The following is a 16,173-nucleotide window of genomic DNA, read 5'->3' as shown; positions in this document are numbered from 1 at the left end:
TTAAGATCACTCTTTGTGCCTGATAAAAAATGGCGAAAACAAGAAGAACCTCAATTGAGGTTCTTCTTGTGATATTTGTGGGACAGCAGTGACTTAATAGTCCTCTTTTTTATAGGCTTTTATTCTGTATTTAAATAATATTCAGCTTTTACGTGCCAATAAAAATTCTGAAATCTGGTTCAGTTCAGCTGCATTTTCAGCAAACATCTCCAAAGCATTAAAGGCCTGATCATGCAGCTCTTTGGCATAGGCTTGAGCTTTTTCCAGCCCCATAAGTGCAGGATAAGTTGATTTATCCACTTGCTCATCCTTACCCGCAGTTTTTCCCAGTACTGCTGTATCGGAAATAATATCCAGAATGTCATCCTGTACCTGAAAGGCCAGTCCAATCGCTTGCGCATATTCACGCAGTTTAGGAATGGCAGGATCTGTGCCTTCAAATACGGTCACGGCTGTCATCATCACGGCTGCAGAAATCAGGGCACCGGTTTTATTGCGGTGAATATTTTCCAGAGCATCCTGATCAACACGCTTACCTTCAGCCTGTAAATCCAGCACCTGGCCACAGACCATTTTCGAGCTGGCAGTCGCCAGAATTTGCATCTGTTTTAAAACAATGGTCGGAGCAACTGCCGGGCCCTGATCAAACAGGCGACTGCCCAAGATTTCAAAGGCCATCGACTGCAAAATATCCCCCGCCAGTAATGCCGTATCTTCCCCAAAAGCGACATGACAGGTCGGTTGACCACGACGCAAGGAATCATTATCCATACAGGGTAAATCATCATGGGCCAGTGAATAACAATGAATCATTTCAATGGCGACTGCAGCACGGCGTACGGCAGCAAAATTTGCATTCGGTTTTAAAGCAGCGGTGGCATAACAAAGTGCAGGACGTACCCGTTTTCCACCCAGCATGACTGCATGATACACAGCCCCTTTAAGCGGCTCCGGAATGGAAAATGCGTCTAATGCCGTTAATAAATCTTGTTGAATACGTTGCTGTGCTTGAGTTAATGCATTTGCTTGCACGTCAGTTAAAGATGACACATTCGCCTCGAATACTTTGCTTTGGGAATAGATCGGGAAAATTTAAAATGACCCCGATCTAATATACAACGCTCTTGTCACCTTCGACAGAGAACTTGCGATTCCTCATCTACATGAGAATTGAACCGTCATCATCGTTTAAGCTTTAATCAGGCCAACTTATTGATCAATGACAAGCAGCATGATACTGCTTTCTCGCAAGATTCTCTATCTTGTTTGCTATTTCAAGCTATCTTCCGGAATTCGGACCCAGCCTTCCATCAGTACCCGCGCACTGCGGCTCATGACAGCTTTTTTGACTACCCACTGCCCATTTTCCTGAACAGCTTGTGCACCAACTCTTAAGGTACCTGATGGATGTCCGAAGCGTACCGCTTCACGTACTCCGCCACCTGCTGCCAGATTAACCAAAGTTCCAGGAATCGCAGCAGCCGTACCGATCGCCACTGCAGCCGTTCCCATCATGGCATGATGCAGTTTACCCATCGACAAGGCACGAACCAGCAAATCGACATCAGTGGTTTGAATATCTTTACCGCTTGAAGATGTATAGGCTTTAGGTTTCGATACAAAGGCAATTTTCGGGGTATGCTGGCGCTTTTCCGCTTCGGAAATATCCTGAATCAGACCCATCTGTTTTGCGCCATAAGCGCGGATAGTTTCAAAACGTGCCAGTGCCTGAGCATCGCTATTGATAGCATCCTGTAATTCAGTACCTTCATAACCAATATCTTCTGCATTTAAAAAAATGGTCGGAATACCGGCATTAATAAAGGTTGCCTGAAAAGTTCCGATTTCCGGTACTTCAAGAGTATCTACGACATTCCCCGTCGGGAACATGGCTCCGCCCTCTTCACCATCATCAGCCGGGTCCAGAAATTCAATGGCAACTTCAGCTGCCGGGAAAGTCACCCCATCCAGCTCAAAATTACCAGTTTCCTGCACCTGTCCATTGGTGATCGGCACATGGGCAATAATGGTTTTTTGGATATTGGCTTGCCAGATACGGACTGTACAAATGCCATTTTCCGGAATACGTTCTGCACTGACCAAGCCATTGGAAATGGCAAATGAGCCGACTGCAGCCGTTAAGTTTCCGCAGTTACCACTCCAGTCCACAAAAGGCTGATCAATCGAAACCTGTCCAAATAAATAATCGACATCATGATCTGGCTGGACACTTTTGGCCAAAATCACGGTTTTACTGGTACTTGAAGTTGCTCCACCCATGCCATCAATCTGCTTGCCATATGGATCAGGGCTTCCAATCACTCGCAGCAATAACTGATCACGCACTTTTCCAGCCTGCTGTGCAGCTTGTGGCAAGTCATCCAGTTTAAAGAACACCCCTTTACTGGTACCGCCACGCATATAAGTTGCTGGAATCTTGATTTGTGGAGCAAAACTCATTTCTCTTTTATCCTTTCATTTATCATTGTTGTACATCGCCGTCAGCAAAATGCTAATAAAGTATCATAGCGATTTTTTTTATGAAATAGATGCTTTCTTGACTTAAGTATAAAAAACGAATACCAAACTTTTTTTCATCATTTACCTCATTTTATTTTATGTATTAAAAAATAAAATTAATTTATTGATTCAAAATAGGAATATATAAAATATTTTTTATATGATTATTTTTTAACAATCCCTCTCTAGAGCCCGTACTAGGCTTATACATTTCAATCTATTACAATCCATTTCAATACTTTCCTTACACATTGTCGGGCTGAATACTTTGAACAACGAGTCTTCCAAACTTCAGCGTGGCTTAAAGAACCGTCATATCCAACTGATCGCCATGGGCGGTGCAATTGGGACAGGCTTATTCTTAGGTTCCGCACAGGTCATCCAATCTGCTGGTCCTTCCATCATTTTGGGTTATGCCATTGGTGGTTTAATCGCCTTTTTAATCATGCGCCAACTGGGTGAAATGATTGTTCATGAGCCTGTAGCAGGATCATTTAGCCACTTTGCCAATAAATATTGGGGCAAATTCCCAGGCTTCCTGGCGGGCTGGAATTACTGGATTTTGTACGTTCTGGTTGCCATGACAGAGCTTACTGCAGTCGCCAAATATATTAATTACTGGTGGCCGCATATTCCTGCATGGGCTTCGGTACTGTTCTTTTTCATTGTCATTACTCTGGTCAATCTCGGCAATGTCAAGTTTTATGGCGAATCCGAATTCTGGCTTTCCATTGTTAAAGTGACTGCCGTGATTTCCATGATTGTTTTCGGCCTGTATTTATTACTGACCGCAGATGCAGGATCAACATCTTCATTTAGCAATCTTTGGTCACATGGCGGTTTCTTCCCGAATGGTTTTGAAGGCCTGTTCTATATGCTGGCTTTCCTCATGTTCGCCTTTGGCGGTATTGAACTGATTGGTATGGCGGCTGCAGAAGCCAAAGACCCGGAAAAGACCATTCCTAAGGCCATTAACCAGGTCGTGTTCCGTATTCTGATTTTCTATATTGGCTCACTCACGATTCTTTTATCCTTAGTGCCTTGGAACCAGCTGGAACTGGGTGGTATGGATAAAAGTCCATTTGTAATGATTTTCAGTCAACTCGGAATTGGCTGGGCAGCACATCTACTCAATTTCATTATCTTGACTGCAGCACTGTCTGTTTATAACAGTGGTATGTATGCCAACAGCCGTATGCTGTATGGTCTGGCACAGCAAGGCAATGCACCGAAAGCATTCCTGAAAGTAAATAAACAAGGTGTGCCTATTCCTGCTGTTTTATTCTCAGCCCTGCTCATTTTCGGTTGTGTGCTTTTAAACTACTTTGTCCCAGAAGACGCTTTGGGCCACTTGATGTATGTGGTCGTAGGTGCCTTGGTGCTAAACTGGGCCATGATTAGTTTGACACATCTGAAATTCAAACAGGCTGTCAAAAACGCTGCGATTCAAACCAAGTTCCCGGCACTCTGGGCTCCTGTCAGTAATTATGTGGTACTGATCTTTATTGCGACAGTACTTTATATTATGTGGACCCAAGGTTTTAAAGAATCTGTATTAATGATTCCCGTTTGGATAGTGCTGATGTTTGGCCTATTTAAAAGCCTAAAGACGAAGAAATCTTAAACATAAAATTCGTTTAAATCATTTTAAAAAGTTATTGTTTCGACAATAACTTTTTTTTTACCTGTATTTGCGCTACATTAGCTGCGCATTGCGCCCTTAGCTTAACTGGATAGAGCAGTTGCCTCCTAAGCGACCGACGTGGGTTCGAGTCCCGCAGGGCGCACAATACTTTTCACCCTAGAATTTTTAATAAAAATAATCTAAAGCCCCCTATTCAGCTTGCCAGATCTCGCTTCCCTACATGCCTATATTTAAACTTTCCCTTAGTCAGGTAATGATACGAGTGTTTTAAAATTCCCAAATAGCAATTAATAATAAAAAATATTTAAAAAATTAAATTTCCTGACCTCCTGTTTTTTAATTTCAATTATTACACTTAAAAAGAGAACTCTATCACATAAAAATATGATACTTTTTATGATAAATGATCACTTTTTAATCAAATAAATATTCAAACAAAATAATTATCAATTAAATTTAATTTATTATTTTTCAATTATTTAAAATAAACTATTAGTATAAATTTAGACTAAAAACTCTAATACGTTCATTTTTTAAACTCTATAGTTTTTTATAGAGCATTTACTCTTTTTTTTATTGTGCTATTTTTGTCACATGGAGTAACAAATGATATCTGGTTATATAACTGATATTAGGAAAATAAATTTAGCGCATTCAAAAACACAAATCAGCCGTAATAAAATTTGTACATCAAGGAAAGACACAAAATGAAATTAAAAACTCTTAGTACCGCAATGATTCTTGCAACAGTACCAATGACAGGTGCATTTGCAGCTGCACTAGATCGCTCAGGTCAATCTATTTCAGCCTTCCTACAACCGGGTAACTATTTCGAAGCGGGTATTTCTGTTTTAGATCCAAATGTTTCAGGTAAAGTAAATAATGGATATACTCCAAACCCAGCAGCTCCAGCAAGTGCTATTGGGCTTCAAAATACAAACTTATCAGATATGGGAGATGATTATTATTTTCCAAGTGCAGCATTAAAATTACAGCTTACTGATAATTTCTCTTTTGGCTTAATTTACGATCAGCCTTTCGGAGCTGATGCAACTTATTCAGCCACAGACTCAAGTTCACCTGCTGTACTACCAGGTGCATTAGCCGCATTTCAAGGTCAAGGTTTATTCCATAATGGTTCTGAATCAACTAAAGTTGAAGTAAAAACACAAAATATATCAATGCTATTTGGTTTCCAACCAAATAAAAATTTAAATTTTTATGCAGGTCCAGTTTATCAAACTGTTGAAGGCGACGTTCAATTACGTGGTCTAGCATATGGCGGTAGCAGTACATTTGGCTCTTATAATGCCAATATGGAAGAAGACGGTTCAGTCGGTTGGTTAGCTGGTTTTGCTTATCAAATTCCTGATATTGCTCTCAAAGCATCTTTAACCTATCGTTCTGAAATTGACCATGATGCAAAAACCACCGAAACTTTTAATACAGGTTTATTTGCTGGTCTTAACCTACAACCAAATTCAAGTACTTCAATCACGACACCACAATCTGTTAACTTGGATTTCCAAACCGGCATCATGGCAGATACCGTAGCATTTGCTAATGTACGCTGGGTTGAATGGTCTAACTTCTCCATTCGCCCACCTAAATTTGGTACAGCTAGTGTACAAGCACCTGTTGTAGCTTCAACTGGAAAACCAAATGGCTTTGATTTAGTTGCATATTCCGATGATCAAATTTCTGCAACTGTTGGTGTTGGTCGTAAACTGAATGAGCAATGGGCTGGTAACGTTTCCGTAGGTTATGATACTGGTGCAGGCAATCCGGTATCTACCCTTGGTCCAACAGAAGGTTACTGGAATGTTGGTTTAGGTTTACAATTCAGTCCAGCACCAAACTACTTCATCGCGGGTGGTGTGAAATACTTCTGGTTAGGTGATGCTAAAGCACAATCTGGCGCACAATTTGGTACTCCTAATACAGTTGCTAGCTTTGAAGACAACAATGCACTTGCATACGGCTTAAAAATTGGTTACCGCTTCTAATTTTATTTAACCAAACAATAAAAGACCATTGTTCGCAATGGTCTTTTTTCAGTCTTTGATTAGCATTTAATATACATTTATAAATTAATAGCTGTATTTTCCATCAAACGGTTAATTTTTTATTTTGAAATTTACTTCATTCTTCATAATTTTCTTTTTATTTAAAAATCATAAAGATAATTTAACAAAAATAGAATTATTACTCTATCAAGCATCATTTGTGTGCTTACAAGTCAATTATTAAACTCTAGCAGAGTATTTACTCTTTTTTTATTTATGTTACTTTTCCAGCACTTTTAGTTACAAAATGGCATCAGGGAAAGAACCATGAAGCTCAACAAAATATATTCAGCAGTTTTAATTAGCTTACTTCCATCTGCTTCAGTATTGGCCGCTGGTCTAGACCGTTCTGGTCAATCTATCACCGCATTTTTACAACCCGGAAATTATGCCGAAGCTGGAATTTCCGTTCTAGATCCGGATGTTAAAGGTAAAGATCGAAGTGGCCATCATGTCGGTGATATGGGAGATGACTACACTTTCCCCTCTGCTGCCATTAAAGTTCAAGCCACAGATAAAATTTCCCTAGGTCTTTTATACGACCAACCTTATGGTGCAGATGCTACTTATCAAGTTGACGGTTCAGACTTCTCAGACCCAACACTTAAAGAAGGTACAAAAGTAGAAGTCCGTACTAATAATTTAACTGCTTTGATTGGTTATCAACCAACAGCAAACTGGAATTTTTATGCAGGTTCGGTTTGGCAAACTGTTGAGGCTGATATTAAATTACGTGGTGCAGCTTATTCATTATTAAGTGGTTACAACATTAAAGTTGATCAAAAACAAGCGTATGGTTGGTTAGCTGGATTTGCTTATCAAATCCCAGAAATAGCCTTAAAGGCTGCTGTAACTTATCGTTCAGAAATCAAACATAAAGCTAATGCTACAGAAACAAGTAATTTAGCTGCTCTTGGTGCAAGCATTCCTGCAACAGGCCATCCATATAGTCCTTACAAACCATTTTTATCAACTTTAGGCTACAAAGAAAGCATACTTGATGCTACAACGCCTCAATCTGTAAATATTGATTTACAAACAGGTATTGCCGCAAACACTTTAGCATTTGCAAACTTACGCTGGGTACATTGGGATCAATTCGCAGTTAAACCTGAATTGTTAGCTCAAGCATCTACATTTGCAAAAGGCAAAGCGCAAAACCTGATTGATTACTCAAACGATCAATACTCTGTAACTACAGGTCTTTCACATAAATTCAATAGTAAGTGGGCGGGTACAGCAGCTGTAGGCTACGATTCTGGCGCAGGCAACCCTGTAACTACTTTAGGCCCAACTGAAGGCTATTGGAGTGTTGGTCTAGGTGGACAATACAGTCCTGCAGAAAACTACTTTATTCAAGCTGGGGTTAAATACTTCTGGCTAGGCGATGCTCAAGCTCAAACTGGTGGCGCTGTAAAAGCTGATTTCACTGATAACCATGCAATGGGTTATGGTCTGAAAATCGGTTACCGCTTCTAATTGCATTAAAAATTAGGATTAAAAAAGAAAGGGCGCTAGAGGCGCCCTTTCTTTATTCCATAAACTTAAAAATATTAAGCAGGAATATTACGTACTGAAGCATTACGAATTGCTTCTTTTAACGCGTCATAACCGTGAATCGGTGGGAACTGAGGGAATTCAGCAATGACATTTTCCGGTGCATCAAACAGGAACCCGTGGTCTGCTTCGCCCAACATCGTAGTATCGTTATAAGAATCGCCTGCTGCAATCACACGGAAGTTCAAACCATGGAGGGCTTTAACTGCTTGGCGTTTTTGATCCGGCTGACGAAGTTTATAAGCTGTGATCATACCATTTTCATCAGTTTCTAACTTGTGACAGAAAATGGTTGGCCAATCGAGTTGCTTCATTAAAGGATGAGCAAACTCATAGAACGTATCGGAAAGAATAATCAATTGAAAATGGGTACTCACCCATTTCACAAATTCTTTTGCCCCAGGGAAAGGTCCCATCTCTGCAATTACTTCCTGAATATCATTTAAGCCTAAACCGTGCTCTTTTAAGATATTCAGGCGCTGCGTCATTAACACATCGTAGTCTGGAATATCACGTGTAGTGGCTTCCAACGCTTTAATTCCAGTTTTCTTGGCAAAATTAATCCAAATTTCCGGAACCAACACCCCTTCAAGATCAAGACATACGATTTCCATGGGCTCTCCCAATGTCAGTAAAAAATTTTGCGTTATGATAGCTTAAAAATAGAGATTTCAGGGGCTGTTTTTTAAATCTATTTTATTCATAAGCATTTATTTTTTAGTGCTAAGCAGATTATTTCAATTCCATTAAAATCATTGTGAATTAAACTAATATAGGTTTTTAAGTGTCCAAGCCTATACGCCAGGAACTGTCATGACTACAATCCCTACCATTGACCTTGTTGATGCACTTGCATCTGAATATGCCGATAAATCTCCCAGCGAGATTCTGGAACTTGCTTTAAGTCAAGAAGGTGAAATTGCCATTTCATTTTCAGGTGCTGAAGATGTGGTTTTAATTGATATGGCTTCGCATTTAGGCAAACCTTTTCGTGTTTTCAGTCTCGATACCGGTCGTTTACATGCAGAAACCTATCAATTTATCGACCAGGTCCGTAAACACTATAATATTGAGATCGAAATCTGCTTCCCTGAAACAGAAACGATGCAAAAACTGGTGACTGAAAAAGGCTTCTTTAGCTTTTATCAGGATGGCCATCAGGAATGTTGCGGTATTCGTAAAGTTCAGCCCTTACGTAAAAAGCTGGCTACATTGGATGGCTGGATTACCGGTCAACGTAAAGATCAAAGTCCGGGGACTCGTAATGAAATTCCAGTGGTGCAAGCAGATGCCGGTTTTTCAGGTCCTGGAAAACAGCTAATCAAATATAATCCTTTGGCAAACTGGTCAAGTTCCGACGTGTGGAACTATATCCGCATGATGGAAATCCCTTATAATCCGTTGCATGAGCGTGGTTTTATTTCGATTGGTTGTGAGCCCTGCACACGTCCTGTATTGCCAAATCAGCATGAACGTGAAGGCCGCTGGTGGTGGGAAGAAGCGACCCATAAAGAATGCGGGTTACACGCAGGAAATTTAAAATAATATTTAAAAAAATCACTGTTATTCAGTGATTTTTTTAACTTATCATTACACATAAAGCAGTTCATTTCTTTTTGAAAAAAGATATACTAAAAACACTCTTTTATATAATTCTAACAAGCCTGTTCATATAAGAACAGGCACAAAATTGCAGTGAGGCATTCAACGCTATGCGTCCATTACACCCAATTGATTTTATTTTTCTGTCGCTTGAAAAGCGTCAGCAACCGATGCACGTCGGTGGGCTGTTCCTGTTTCAAATTCCTGACAATGCACCTGATACATTTATTCAAGACCTCGTTGCTGATATTCGTAAATCCAAATGTCTTCCTGTTGCGCCTTTTAATAATAAACTCAATGGCCTATTTTGGGATGAAGACCAAGAATTTGATCTAGACCATCATTTCCGCCACATTGCACTACCGCACCCGGGTCGAATCCGTGAATTACTGACTTATATTTCACAAGAACATAGCGCACTGCTTGATCGTGCCAAACCACTCTGGACCTGCAACATTATTGAAGGCATTGAAGGCAACCGCTTTGCCATGTACTTTAAAATTCACCATGCTATGGTTGATGGTATTGCCGGTATGCGTTTGGTAGAAAAATCACTATCCTATGATCCAGAAGCCAAGAGTATTGTGCCACTCTGGTGTGTCGAAGGTCCTCGTGCTAAACGATTAAAAGAACCGAAAGCAAGTCGTATAAAGAAAGTCATGGGGGCTGTAAAATCACAATTTGAAGCGACCCCTAAAGTCATGTATGAACTATCGCAAACCATCTGCAAAGATATGGGGCGCAATCCGGACTATGTTTCCAGCTTCCAGGCACCCAGCAGCATTTTAAATCAGCGAGTCAGTTCATCACGCCGTTTTGCCGCACAATCCTTTGAATTGGGCCGCTTAAGCAAAATCGCAAAAGCACTGGGTGTCACCATCAATGATGTAGTCTTGGCCATCTGTTCTGGCGCACTGCGTGAGTATTTGATCAGTCATCACGCATTGCCGAAAAAACCGCTGATTGCTATGGTTCCGGCTTCAATTCGTGATGATGATTCTGAAGTTTCAAACCGTATTACCATGATTTTGGCTAATCTGGGTACGCATAAAGATACGCCTTTAGAACGCCTGCAAATTATTCGCCGTAGTGTGTTAAATGCCAAGCAGCGGTTCAAACGCATGAATTCAAATCAAATTTTAAACTATAGCGCATTAGTTTACGGTGCAGCTGGTTTAAATATTGTCTCGGGAATGATGCCAAAACGCCAAGCGTTCAATATTGTGATTTCTAACGTGCCAGGGCCACGCGAACCGCTATACTGGAATGGTGCAAAACTGGATGCACTCTATCCAGCTTCAATTGTACTGGATGGACAGGCACTGAATATTACCATGACCAGCTATCTGGATAAACTGGAAGTGGGGTTAACCGGTTGTCGTAATGCCTTACCGAAAATGCAAAACTTGCTCACGCACCTGGAAGATGAAATTCAGCGCTTTGAAGAAATTGTAGGTCAAGATATTCCACCAAAAAAGTTAAAAGCGGTGAGTTAACCGCAGCTTCCAAAGAGTGAATAATAAATAAAATAAGGGACCTTTTAGAGGTCCCTTTATTTTCTATTGCACGAAATTAATTCTTAATTGCACGACATTGATTTAATAGTTGATGACAAACTGAATGAATCATGGCAGCTGTAATTTGAACTTCTTTACCCTGCTCATTGACGATATAACCGTTTTGGCTCATTTTATTATCTGTAACTTTCGTATTTTGTTGAACTGCTACTTGGCTTACACTCATGTCATACCTCTTGTTTGCTAAACCAAAATTGGGAGATTTTGGCTTTGGCTACTTGTGTATGACTAGTATTCAAAATTCAGCCTAAAAAGTAAAATTTCAGATGTAACAAGTGTTTAACGATATTCTGTTACAATTTCAGCTCAGAATGATATCGTATTGCTCTTGCGTATACAGATTTTCCACCTGAAATTTGATGATACGCCCTATAAAGTGCTCTAAATCGGCCACTGCAGGTGCTTCCGCTGTTAACAATCGGTCAATCACCAAAGGGTGTGCCACCACAGTAAAACCACTTTTACATTCAAAAGCACGGGCATATCTTAAAATTTCCCGAAAAATCTCGTAACACACTGTCTCTGCCGTTTTTACATAACCCCGTCCCTGACAGGTTGGACACGATTCACATAATAAGTGTTCTAAAGATTCACGAGTACGCTTGCGGGTCATTTCCACCAAGCCCAGTTCGGAAACCTGGGTAATTTTGGTTTTGGCATGATCACGCTCCAGCATACGCTCAAACTGGCTCATGACTTCTTCACGATGCTGGGCTTCCTGCATGTCAATGAAATCGATGATGATGATGCCACCCAAATTACGTAAGCGTAGCTGACGGGCAATGACTTGAGTCGCTTCCATATTGGTTTTAAATACGGTGTCTTCTAAAGTCCGGCCACCGACATAGGAGCCGGTATTGACATCTATAGTGGTCATGGCTTCAGTCTGGTCGATCATCAAATAGCCACCCGATTTCAATGCTACGCGGGTTTGCAGGGCCTTCTGAATATCTTCTTCAACATTGTACAAGTCAAAAATGGGACGTTCACCCGGATAGTGAACCAGTCGATCTTGCATACTGGGAACAAACTCAAGTACAAATTCTTGCAACTTGGCATGTATTTCACGTGAGTCGACAGAGATTTTAGAAGTATCTTCATTGGCCAAATCACGAATCACGCGCTGTGGCAGCGGCAGTTCTTCAAAAATCAGAGAAGGGACAGCAATGCTTTTTTGCTTGCGCTGAATAAATTCCCAAAGTTTGGCCAAATACGCCATATCCTGTGCAATTTCAGCTTCAGGAATCCCCTCTGCCGCAGTACGGACAATGACGCTGCCGGGTAATTTATGCTCGCTTTGAATGCGTTCGATCATCGAACGTAAACGGTCCCGTTCCTCTTCAGATTCAATGCGTTGTGATACACCAATATGATGACCATAAGGCATCAGCACCAGATAACGTGAAGGAATGGAAAGGTCGGTACTAAGACGTGCCCCTTTGGTCCCCAGCATATCCTTCATCACTTGCACCGTGAGAATTTGACCGGGTTGCAGCAGTTCAAAAACATTAGGGGTTGGTTGATTGCGGGGCCAGACCATATCGTTGATATGCAGAAAAGCGGTTCGAGAAAGACCAATATCGACAAAAGCAGCCTGCATACCCGGAAGTACACGCACCACTTTACCTTTATAAATATTGCCCACCAATCCACGCTTAACCGTACGCTCAACAAATAATTCATTGACCGTGCCGTTCTGGATTAAGGCCACACGACATTCCATAGGTGTGACGTTAATCAACAACTCGTCAGACATAATAAAACTCAAAACATTATAAAAATTCTTTTTTGAGGTCAGTTAATTTAGTGCCTTAACTGCCTGTAATAACTGTACGGTTTCATGTAAAGGCAAGCCCACGACATTGCTATAACTGCCTTCTATACGGGGAATATAACGCGATGCGATGCCTTGAATGGCATAAGCACCCGCTTTGCCTAAGGGCTCCCCTGTCGCCCAATAACTTTCCATATCATTGAGACTTAATTTTTGAAACTCAACCTGTGTTCGTACCACTATACTTGATTTTTTTGTACTTGTACGCACACAAACACCTGAAAATACATCATGTTTTCGACCGGAAATGCGCTGCCAAATTTCAAAAGCATGTTGTTTTGATTCAGGTTTACCTAAAATCTGATTATCCACACCTAAACTGGTGTCAGCGGCGATGACGATGGCATCTGGAAACTGCTCCAGAACCGCTTGCGCCTTGCTACAGGCTAAACGTTCGACATAGCTGGCAACATCTTCTCCGTCAAGAATAGATTCATCAATATCCGGACCATAAATCTCGAATTCTAAACCTAACTGTTGCAGCAGTTCCCGACGCCGTGGAGAACTCGAAGCCAGAATTAAACGCGCCATTTTTTAAGCATAAAATACATGACCGGGAAAACCAGCACACTGCTCAATAAAGGCTGCCAGTGTCGGGTAATGGAAAATTGCAAGCCACCCATCGTTTGGGCAATCCAGATCACAAATAAATGTGCCATTACTGCCAGAAAGCTAATCACCCAGAGATTGCCAAAGGTCATGATGCGTCGTTCACGGGTTAAAAACCGGACAATAAAGGTAATCAACACAAAACTTAGTGCATTCATGCCTAAAGGGGCATCCACCAGCAAGTCGGTAAACATGCCAGTGGCAAAGGCAAACCAGATTCCGCACCATGTAGGTTGGCACATCACCCAAAATAGCATGAGCAGCAACATGAATAAGGGACGTGCACCTGACACGGCATAAGACAATGGATAAACCATCAGCACCGAACAGACAATGACTGAAACAATAATCGCAATTAAAGGATCCCGATTGCTTTCAGCCCTTAATTTAGCGAGTGGCATGCGGCTGCTCCATCGCTAATGAATCAGAAAAAAGGACAACGACATGATGTCCACCGGCCAATTGTGCGGCTGGAATGACTTCAATCTGGGCAAATTCACCCGAATTATGCCGGTTAACTTTAGACACTGTGCCGACCAGATAGCCTGCAGGGAAATGTGCGCCCAATCCTGAGCTATACACTTTTTCACCCACCTTGACATTGGCACTGGTCGGAACATATTCCATCTTCAAATGACCTAAATCACCTGTACCCGAGACAATGGCACGCATCCCGGTATGTTCCAAACGCACAGAGAGAGAGTGTTCTTTATCGGACAGCAACATAATACGGCTACTATGCGAATTGACATTGATGATCTGCCCCATAATTCCTTTATCGTCCAGTACGGTTTGACCGACCTTGAGCTGACTGTTGGAACCACGGTTAATCACAATAATATGTCGTAATGGATCGGCATCGGTACCTATGACTTCTGCAATTTCCATGCGCCCATCAATAATCAAAGGCGTATCCAGCAGACCTCTTAAACGGGTATTTTCGGCAGAAAGTTCAGATAATTTTTGCAAACGAACCTGAGCCTGTAATAACTCGGCTTGCATCGCGGTATTTTCACGACGTAACTGGGCTTCAGACTTGGTTTGTTGATTGAGCCATTCTCGCGATAACACCGGATAACTTGCAAGGGCATAAATAGGATTATATGCCGCATACAAGACATCACGTGCGGGCTGAATCACATGCGGCATGCGCCAGTTAAAAAACAGCACCACCAGACATGTAATCACCGCAATGATAAATGAGCGAAAAGATGGCGGTTGTCGAGAAAACAGTTGTGTTTGCACCGCCTGGTCCCTAACTTAACCTACAAATAACATGTCGTGATTTGGATTGTCGAAGAATTCCAGCACCTTGCCACCACCACGAGTCACGCAAGTCAACGGATCTTCAGCCACAACCACAGGCAAACCGGTTTCTTGCGCAAGAAGTTTGTCGAGGTTACGAAGTAGTGCGCCACCACCAGTCAGCACAATGCCACGTTCTGCAATGTCAGAAGACAGTTCAGGCGGGGTTTGTTCAAGTGCAGATTTAACCGCAGAGACAATATTTTGTAATGGGTCTGAAATCGCCTGGGTAATTTCGTCTGAAGTCACCGTAATGGCACGAGGCACACCTTCAGCCAGGTTACGGCCACGCACTTCAATTTCCAGCGGCTTCGCGCCTTCATCCGGAAGTGCCATACCCACTTCTTTTTTAATCACTTCGGCAGTGGTTTCACCAATCACACAGCCATGCGCTTTACGCACGTAGTTAATGATCTGTTCATCAAAGACATCACCACCAATACGGAGCGAGTCTGCGTAAACACAGCCCTGCAATGAAATAATTGCGATTTCAGTGGTACCACCGCCCACATCGACCACCATCGAACCACAGGCCTGTTCAACCGGCATACCGGCACCAATTGCAGCAGCCATCGGCTCTTCAATTAAGCGGACATCACGTGCGCCAGCATTGAATACCGCTTCACGAATGGCACGGCGCTCAACCAGCGTTGATTTACACGGTACACACACTACAACACGCGGTGCAGGCGGGAATAGACGCTTTTCATGTACTTTACCAATAAACTGGTTCAACATGGTTTCGGTCACTTCGAAATCGGCAATCACCCCGTCTTTCATCGGGCGGATTGCAGAAATATTTGCAGGTGTACGACCGAGCATTTGTTTAGCATCAAGACCAACCGCGGCAACGATTTTCTGTGAACCGCTGTGACGGATGGCCACAACCGTCGGTTCATTTAATATAATGCCTCGTCCTGGTGCATAAATAAGTGTATTTGCTGTACCTAAATCAATGGCTAGATCGGGCGAAAACAAGCCAATTAGTCTTTTTAGAATCACGGAGACGTTCTCGATTAAACTTTATGTGGACGCAAGGTGGCAACTTTAACTAAATGTGATGATTTGGACAAGTCAATCGCTTATTATAACGCACGATATTTTGAATTTTTTTAATACTGATTAGGTAATATTATGTCTACATCGGATGCACAGCATTCTGCAGATTTAAATGCAAAAACAGTTTCAGCAATCGCACATCTGGCCCGATTGTCGCTAAATGATACGCAATCTGCTGAATATGCTCAAAGTCTAAATAAAATTTTAGGCATGATGGAAACCTTAAAAGGCATTGACACTGAAAATGTCGAGCCGCTTAAAAGTCCATTTGACCATCCACAGCCCTTACGTGAAGACGTGGTTTCTGAACAAAATCATCGTGAAGAATATCAAGCTGTTGCACCGGCAACACAAGATGGCTTGTACCTTGTTCCACGCGTGATTGAATAATCTTTATTC

The 16,173-nt window shown here is 41.8% G+C and carries 15 protein-coding genes and 1 tRNA gene; 7 read left to right on the top strand and 9 right to left on the bottom strand.

Annotation, left to right across the window (positions count from 1 at the left end; translation table 11 throughout):
• Nucleotides 1-141: 141 nt before the first annotated feature.
• Both GTU69_RS13515 and prpF read right to left on the bottom strand, forming a co-directional pair.
• The gene (locus GTU69_RS13515; RefSeq protein ID WP_166171233.1) at nucleotides 142-1,050 is read right to left on the bottom strand and encodes a farnesyl diphosphate synthase; all 909 of its coding nucleotides are present in this window, start codon (nucleotides 1,048-1,050) and stop codon (nucleotides 142-144) included.
• Nucleotides 1,051-1,269: 219 nt separating this feature from the next.
• Nucleotides 1,270-2,460: a 2-methylaconitate cis-trans isomerase PrpF gene (gene prpF, locus GTU69_RS13510; protein ID WP_166171231.1), complete on the bottom strand. Its 1,191-nt coding sequence runs from the start codon at nucleotides 2,458-2,460 to the stop codon at nucleotides 1,270-1,272.
• Nucleotides 2,461-2,788: 328 nt separating this feature from the next.
• Here prpF and GTU69_RS13505 point away from each other — a divergent pair, with 328 nt between their 5' ends.
• The 4 genes from GTU69_RS13505 (at nucleotide 2,789) to GTU69_RS13490 (ending at nucleotide 7,710) form a co-directional block, all read left to right on the top strand.
• Nucleotides 2,789-4,144 (top strand): amino acid permease, encoded by a 1,356-nt coding sequence (locus GTU69_RS13505; RefSeq protein ID WP_166171229.1) that lies wholly within the window; start codon nucleotides 2,789-2,791, stop codon nucleotides 4,142-4,144.
• 90 nt (nucleotides 4,145-4,234) lie between these two features.
• Nucleotides 4,235-4,307: transfer RNA gene (locus GTU69_RS13500), tRNA-Arg, on the top strand.
• A gap of 565 nt (nucleotides 4,308-4,872) precedes the next feature.
• Nucleotides 4,873-6,171: an outer membrane protein transport protein gene (locus GTU69_RS13495; protein WP_166171227.1), complete on the top strand. Its 1,299-nt coding sequence runs from the start codon at nucleotides 4,873-4,875 to the stop codon at nucleotides 6,169-6,171.
• A 327-nt stretch (nucleotides 6,172-6,498) separates the two neighbouring features.
• The gene (locus GTU69_RS13490) at nucleotides 6,499-7,710 is read left to right on the top strand and encodes an outer membrane protein transport protein (RefSeq protein WP_166171225.1); all 1,212 of its coding nucleotides are present in this window, start codon (nucleotides 6,499-6,501) and stop codon (nucleotides 7,708-7,710) included.
• A gap of 74 nt (nucleotides 7,711-7,784) precedes the next feature.
• Here GTU69_RS13490 and thrH read toward each other — a convergent pair whose 3' ends face one another.
• Nucleotides 7,785-8,402 (bottom strand): bifunctional phosphoserine phosphatase/homoserine phosphotransferase ThrH, encoded by a 618-nt coding sequence (thrH, locus tag GTU69_RS13485; protein ID WP_086196902.1) that lies wholly within the window; start codon nucleotides 8,400-8,402, stop codon nucleotides 7,785-7,787.
• 199 nt (nucleotides 8,403-8,601) lie between these two features.
• On the opposite strand from thrH, the gene GTU69_RS13480 reads away from it, so the two are divergent.
• Nucleotides 8,602-9,333 carry a phosphoadenylyl-sulfate reductase gene (locus tag GTU69_RS13480; protein WP_166171223.1) on the top strand — a complete coding sequence of 244 codons (732 nt, stop codon included), beginning with the start codon at nucleotides 8,602-8,604 and terminating at the stop codon, nucleotides 9,331-9,333.
• 167 nt (nucleotides 9,334-9,500) lie between these two features.
• Nucleotides 9,501-10,886 carry a wax ester/triacylglycerol synthase family O-acyltransferase gene (locus GTU69_RS13475; RefSeq protein ID WP_086196904.1) on the top strand — a complete coding sequence of 462 codons (1,386 nt, stop codon included), beginning with the start codon at nucleotides 9,501-9,503 and terminating at the stop codon, nucleotides 10,884-10,886.
• Between the two features lie 76 nt (nucleotides 10,887-10,962).
• On the opposite strand, the gene GTU69_RS13470 is transcribed toward GTU69_RS13475, so the two are convergent.
• From GTU69_RS13470 to GTU69_RS13445, 6 genes are all read right to left on the bottom strand, one after another.
• Nucleotides 10,963-11,133 carry a PA1571 family protein gene (locus GTU69_RS13470; protein ID WP_166171221.1) on the bottom strand — a complete coding sequence of 57 codons (171 nt, stop codon included), beginning with the start codon at nucleotides 11,131-11,133 and terminating at the stop codon, nucleotides 10,963-10,965.
• 135 nt (nucleotides 11,134-11,268) lie between these two features.
• Entirely contained in the window at nucleotides 11,269-12,723 is a 1,455-nt protein-coding gene (rng, locus tag GTU69_RS13465; protein WP_166171219.1) for a ribonuclease G, read from the bottom strand.
• 42 nt (nucleotides 12,724-12,765) lie between these two features.
• A complete protein-coding gene (locus GTU69_RS13460; protein ID WP_166171217.1) occupies nucleotides 12,766-13,332 on the bottom strand; it encodes a Maf-like protein in 567 nt (188 codons plus the stop codon).
• Nucleotides 13,320-13,811, bottom strand: a complete 492-nt coding sequence (gene mreD, locus GTU69_RS13455; RefSeq protein ID WP_086196908.1) for a rod shape-determining protein MreD — start codon at nucleotides 13,809-13,811, stop codon at nucleotides 13,320-13,322. The genes GTU69_RS13460 and mreD overlap by 13 nt, the downstream gene beginning before the upstream one ends.
• The gene (gene mreC / locus GTU69_RS13450) at nucleotides 13,798-14,655 is read right to left on the bottom strand and encodes a rod shape-determining protein MreC (RefSeq protein ID WP_086196909.1); all 858 of its coding nucleotides are present in this window, start codon (nucleotides 14,653-14,655) and stop codon (nucleotides 13,798-13,800) included. Before mreC ends, mreD begins: the two co-directional genes overlap by 14 nt.
• 15 nt (nucleotides 14,656-14,670) lie before the next feature.
• Nucleotides 14,671-15,717: a rod shape-determining protein gene (locus GTU69_RS13445; RefSeq protein ID WP_086196910.1), complete on the bottom strand. Its 1,047-nt coding sequence runs from the start codon at nucleotides 15,715-15,717 to the stop codon at nucleotides 14,671-14,673.
• Between the two features lie 132 nt (nucleotides 15,718-15,849).
• On the opposite strand from GTU69_RS13445, the gene gatC reads away from it, so the two are divergent.
• Nucleotides 15,850-16,164, top strand: a complete 315-nt coding sequence (gene gatC, locus GTU69_RS13440; protein ID WP_166171215.1) for an Asp-tRNA(Asn)/Glu-tRNA(Gln) amidotransferase subunit GatC — start codon at nucleotides 15,850-15,852, stop codon at nucleotides 16,162-16,164.
• Nucleotides 16,165-16,173 lie beyond the last annotated feature (9 nt).

The organism is Acinetobacter sp. SA01 (genome assembly GCF_011319235.1).
GTDB lineage: Bacteria > Pseudomonadota > Gammaproteobacteria > Pseudomonadales > Moraxellaceae > Acinetobacter.
Note: the sequence above shows the minus strand (reverse complement) of the source record. Positions and strands in the feature narration are given on the sequence as shown.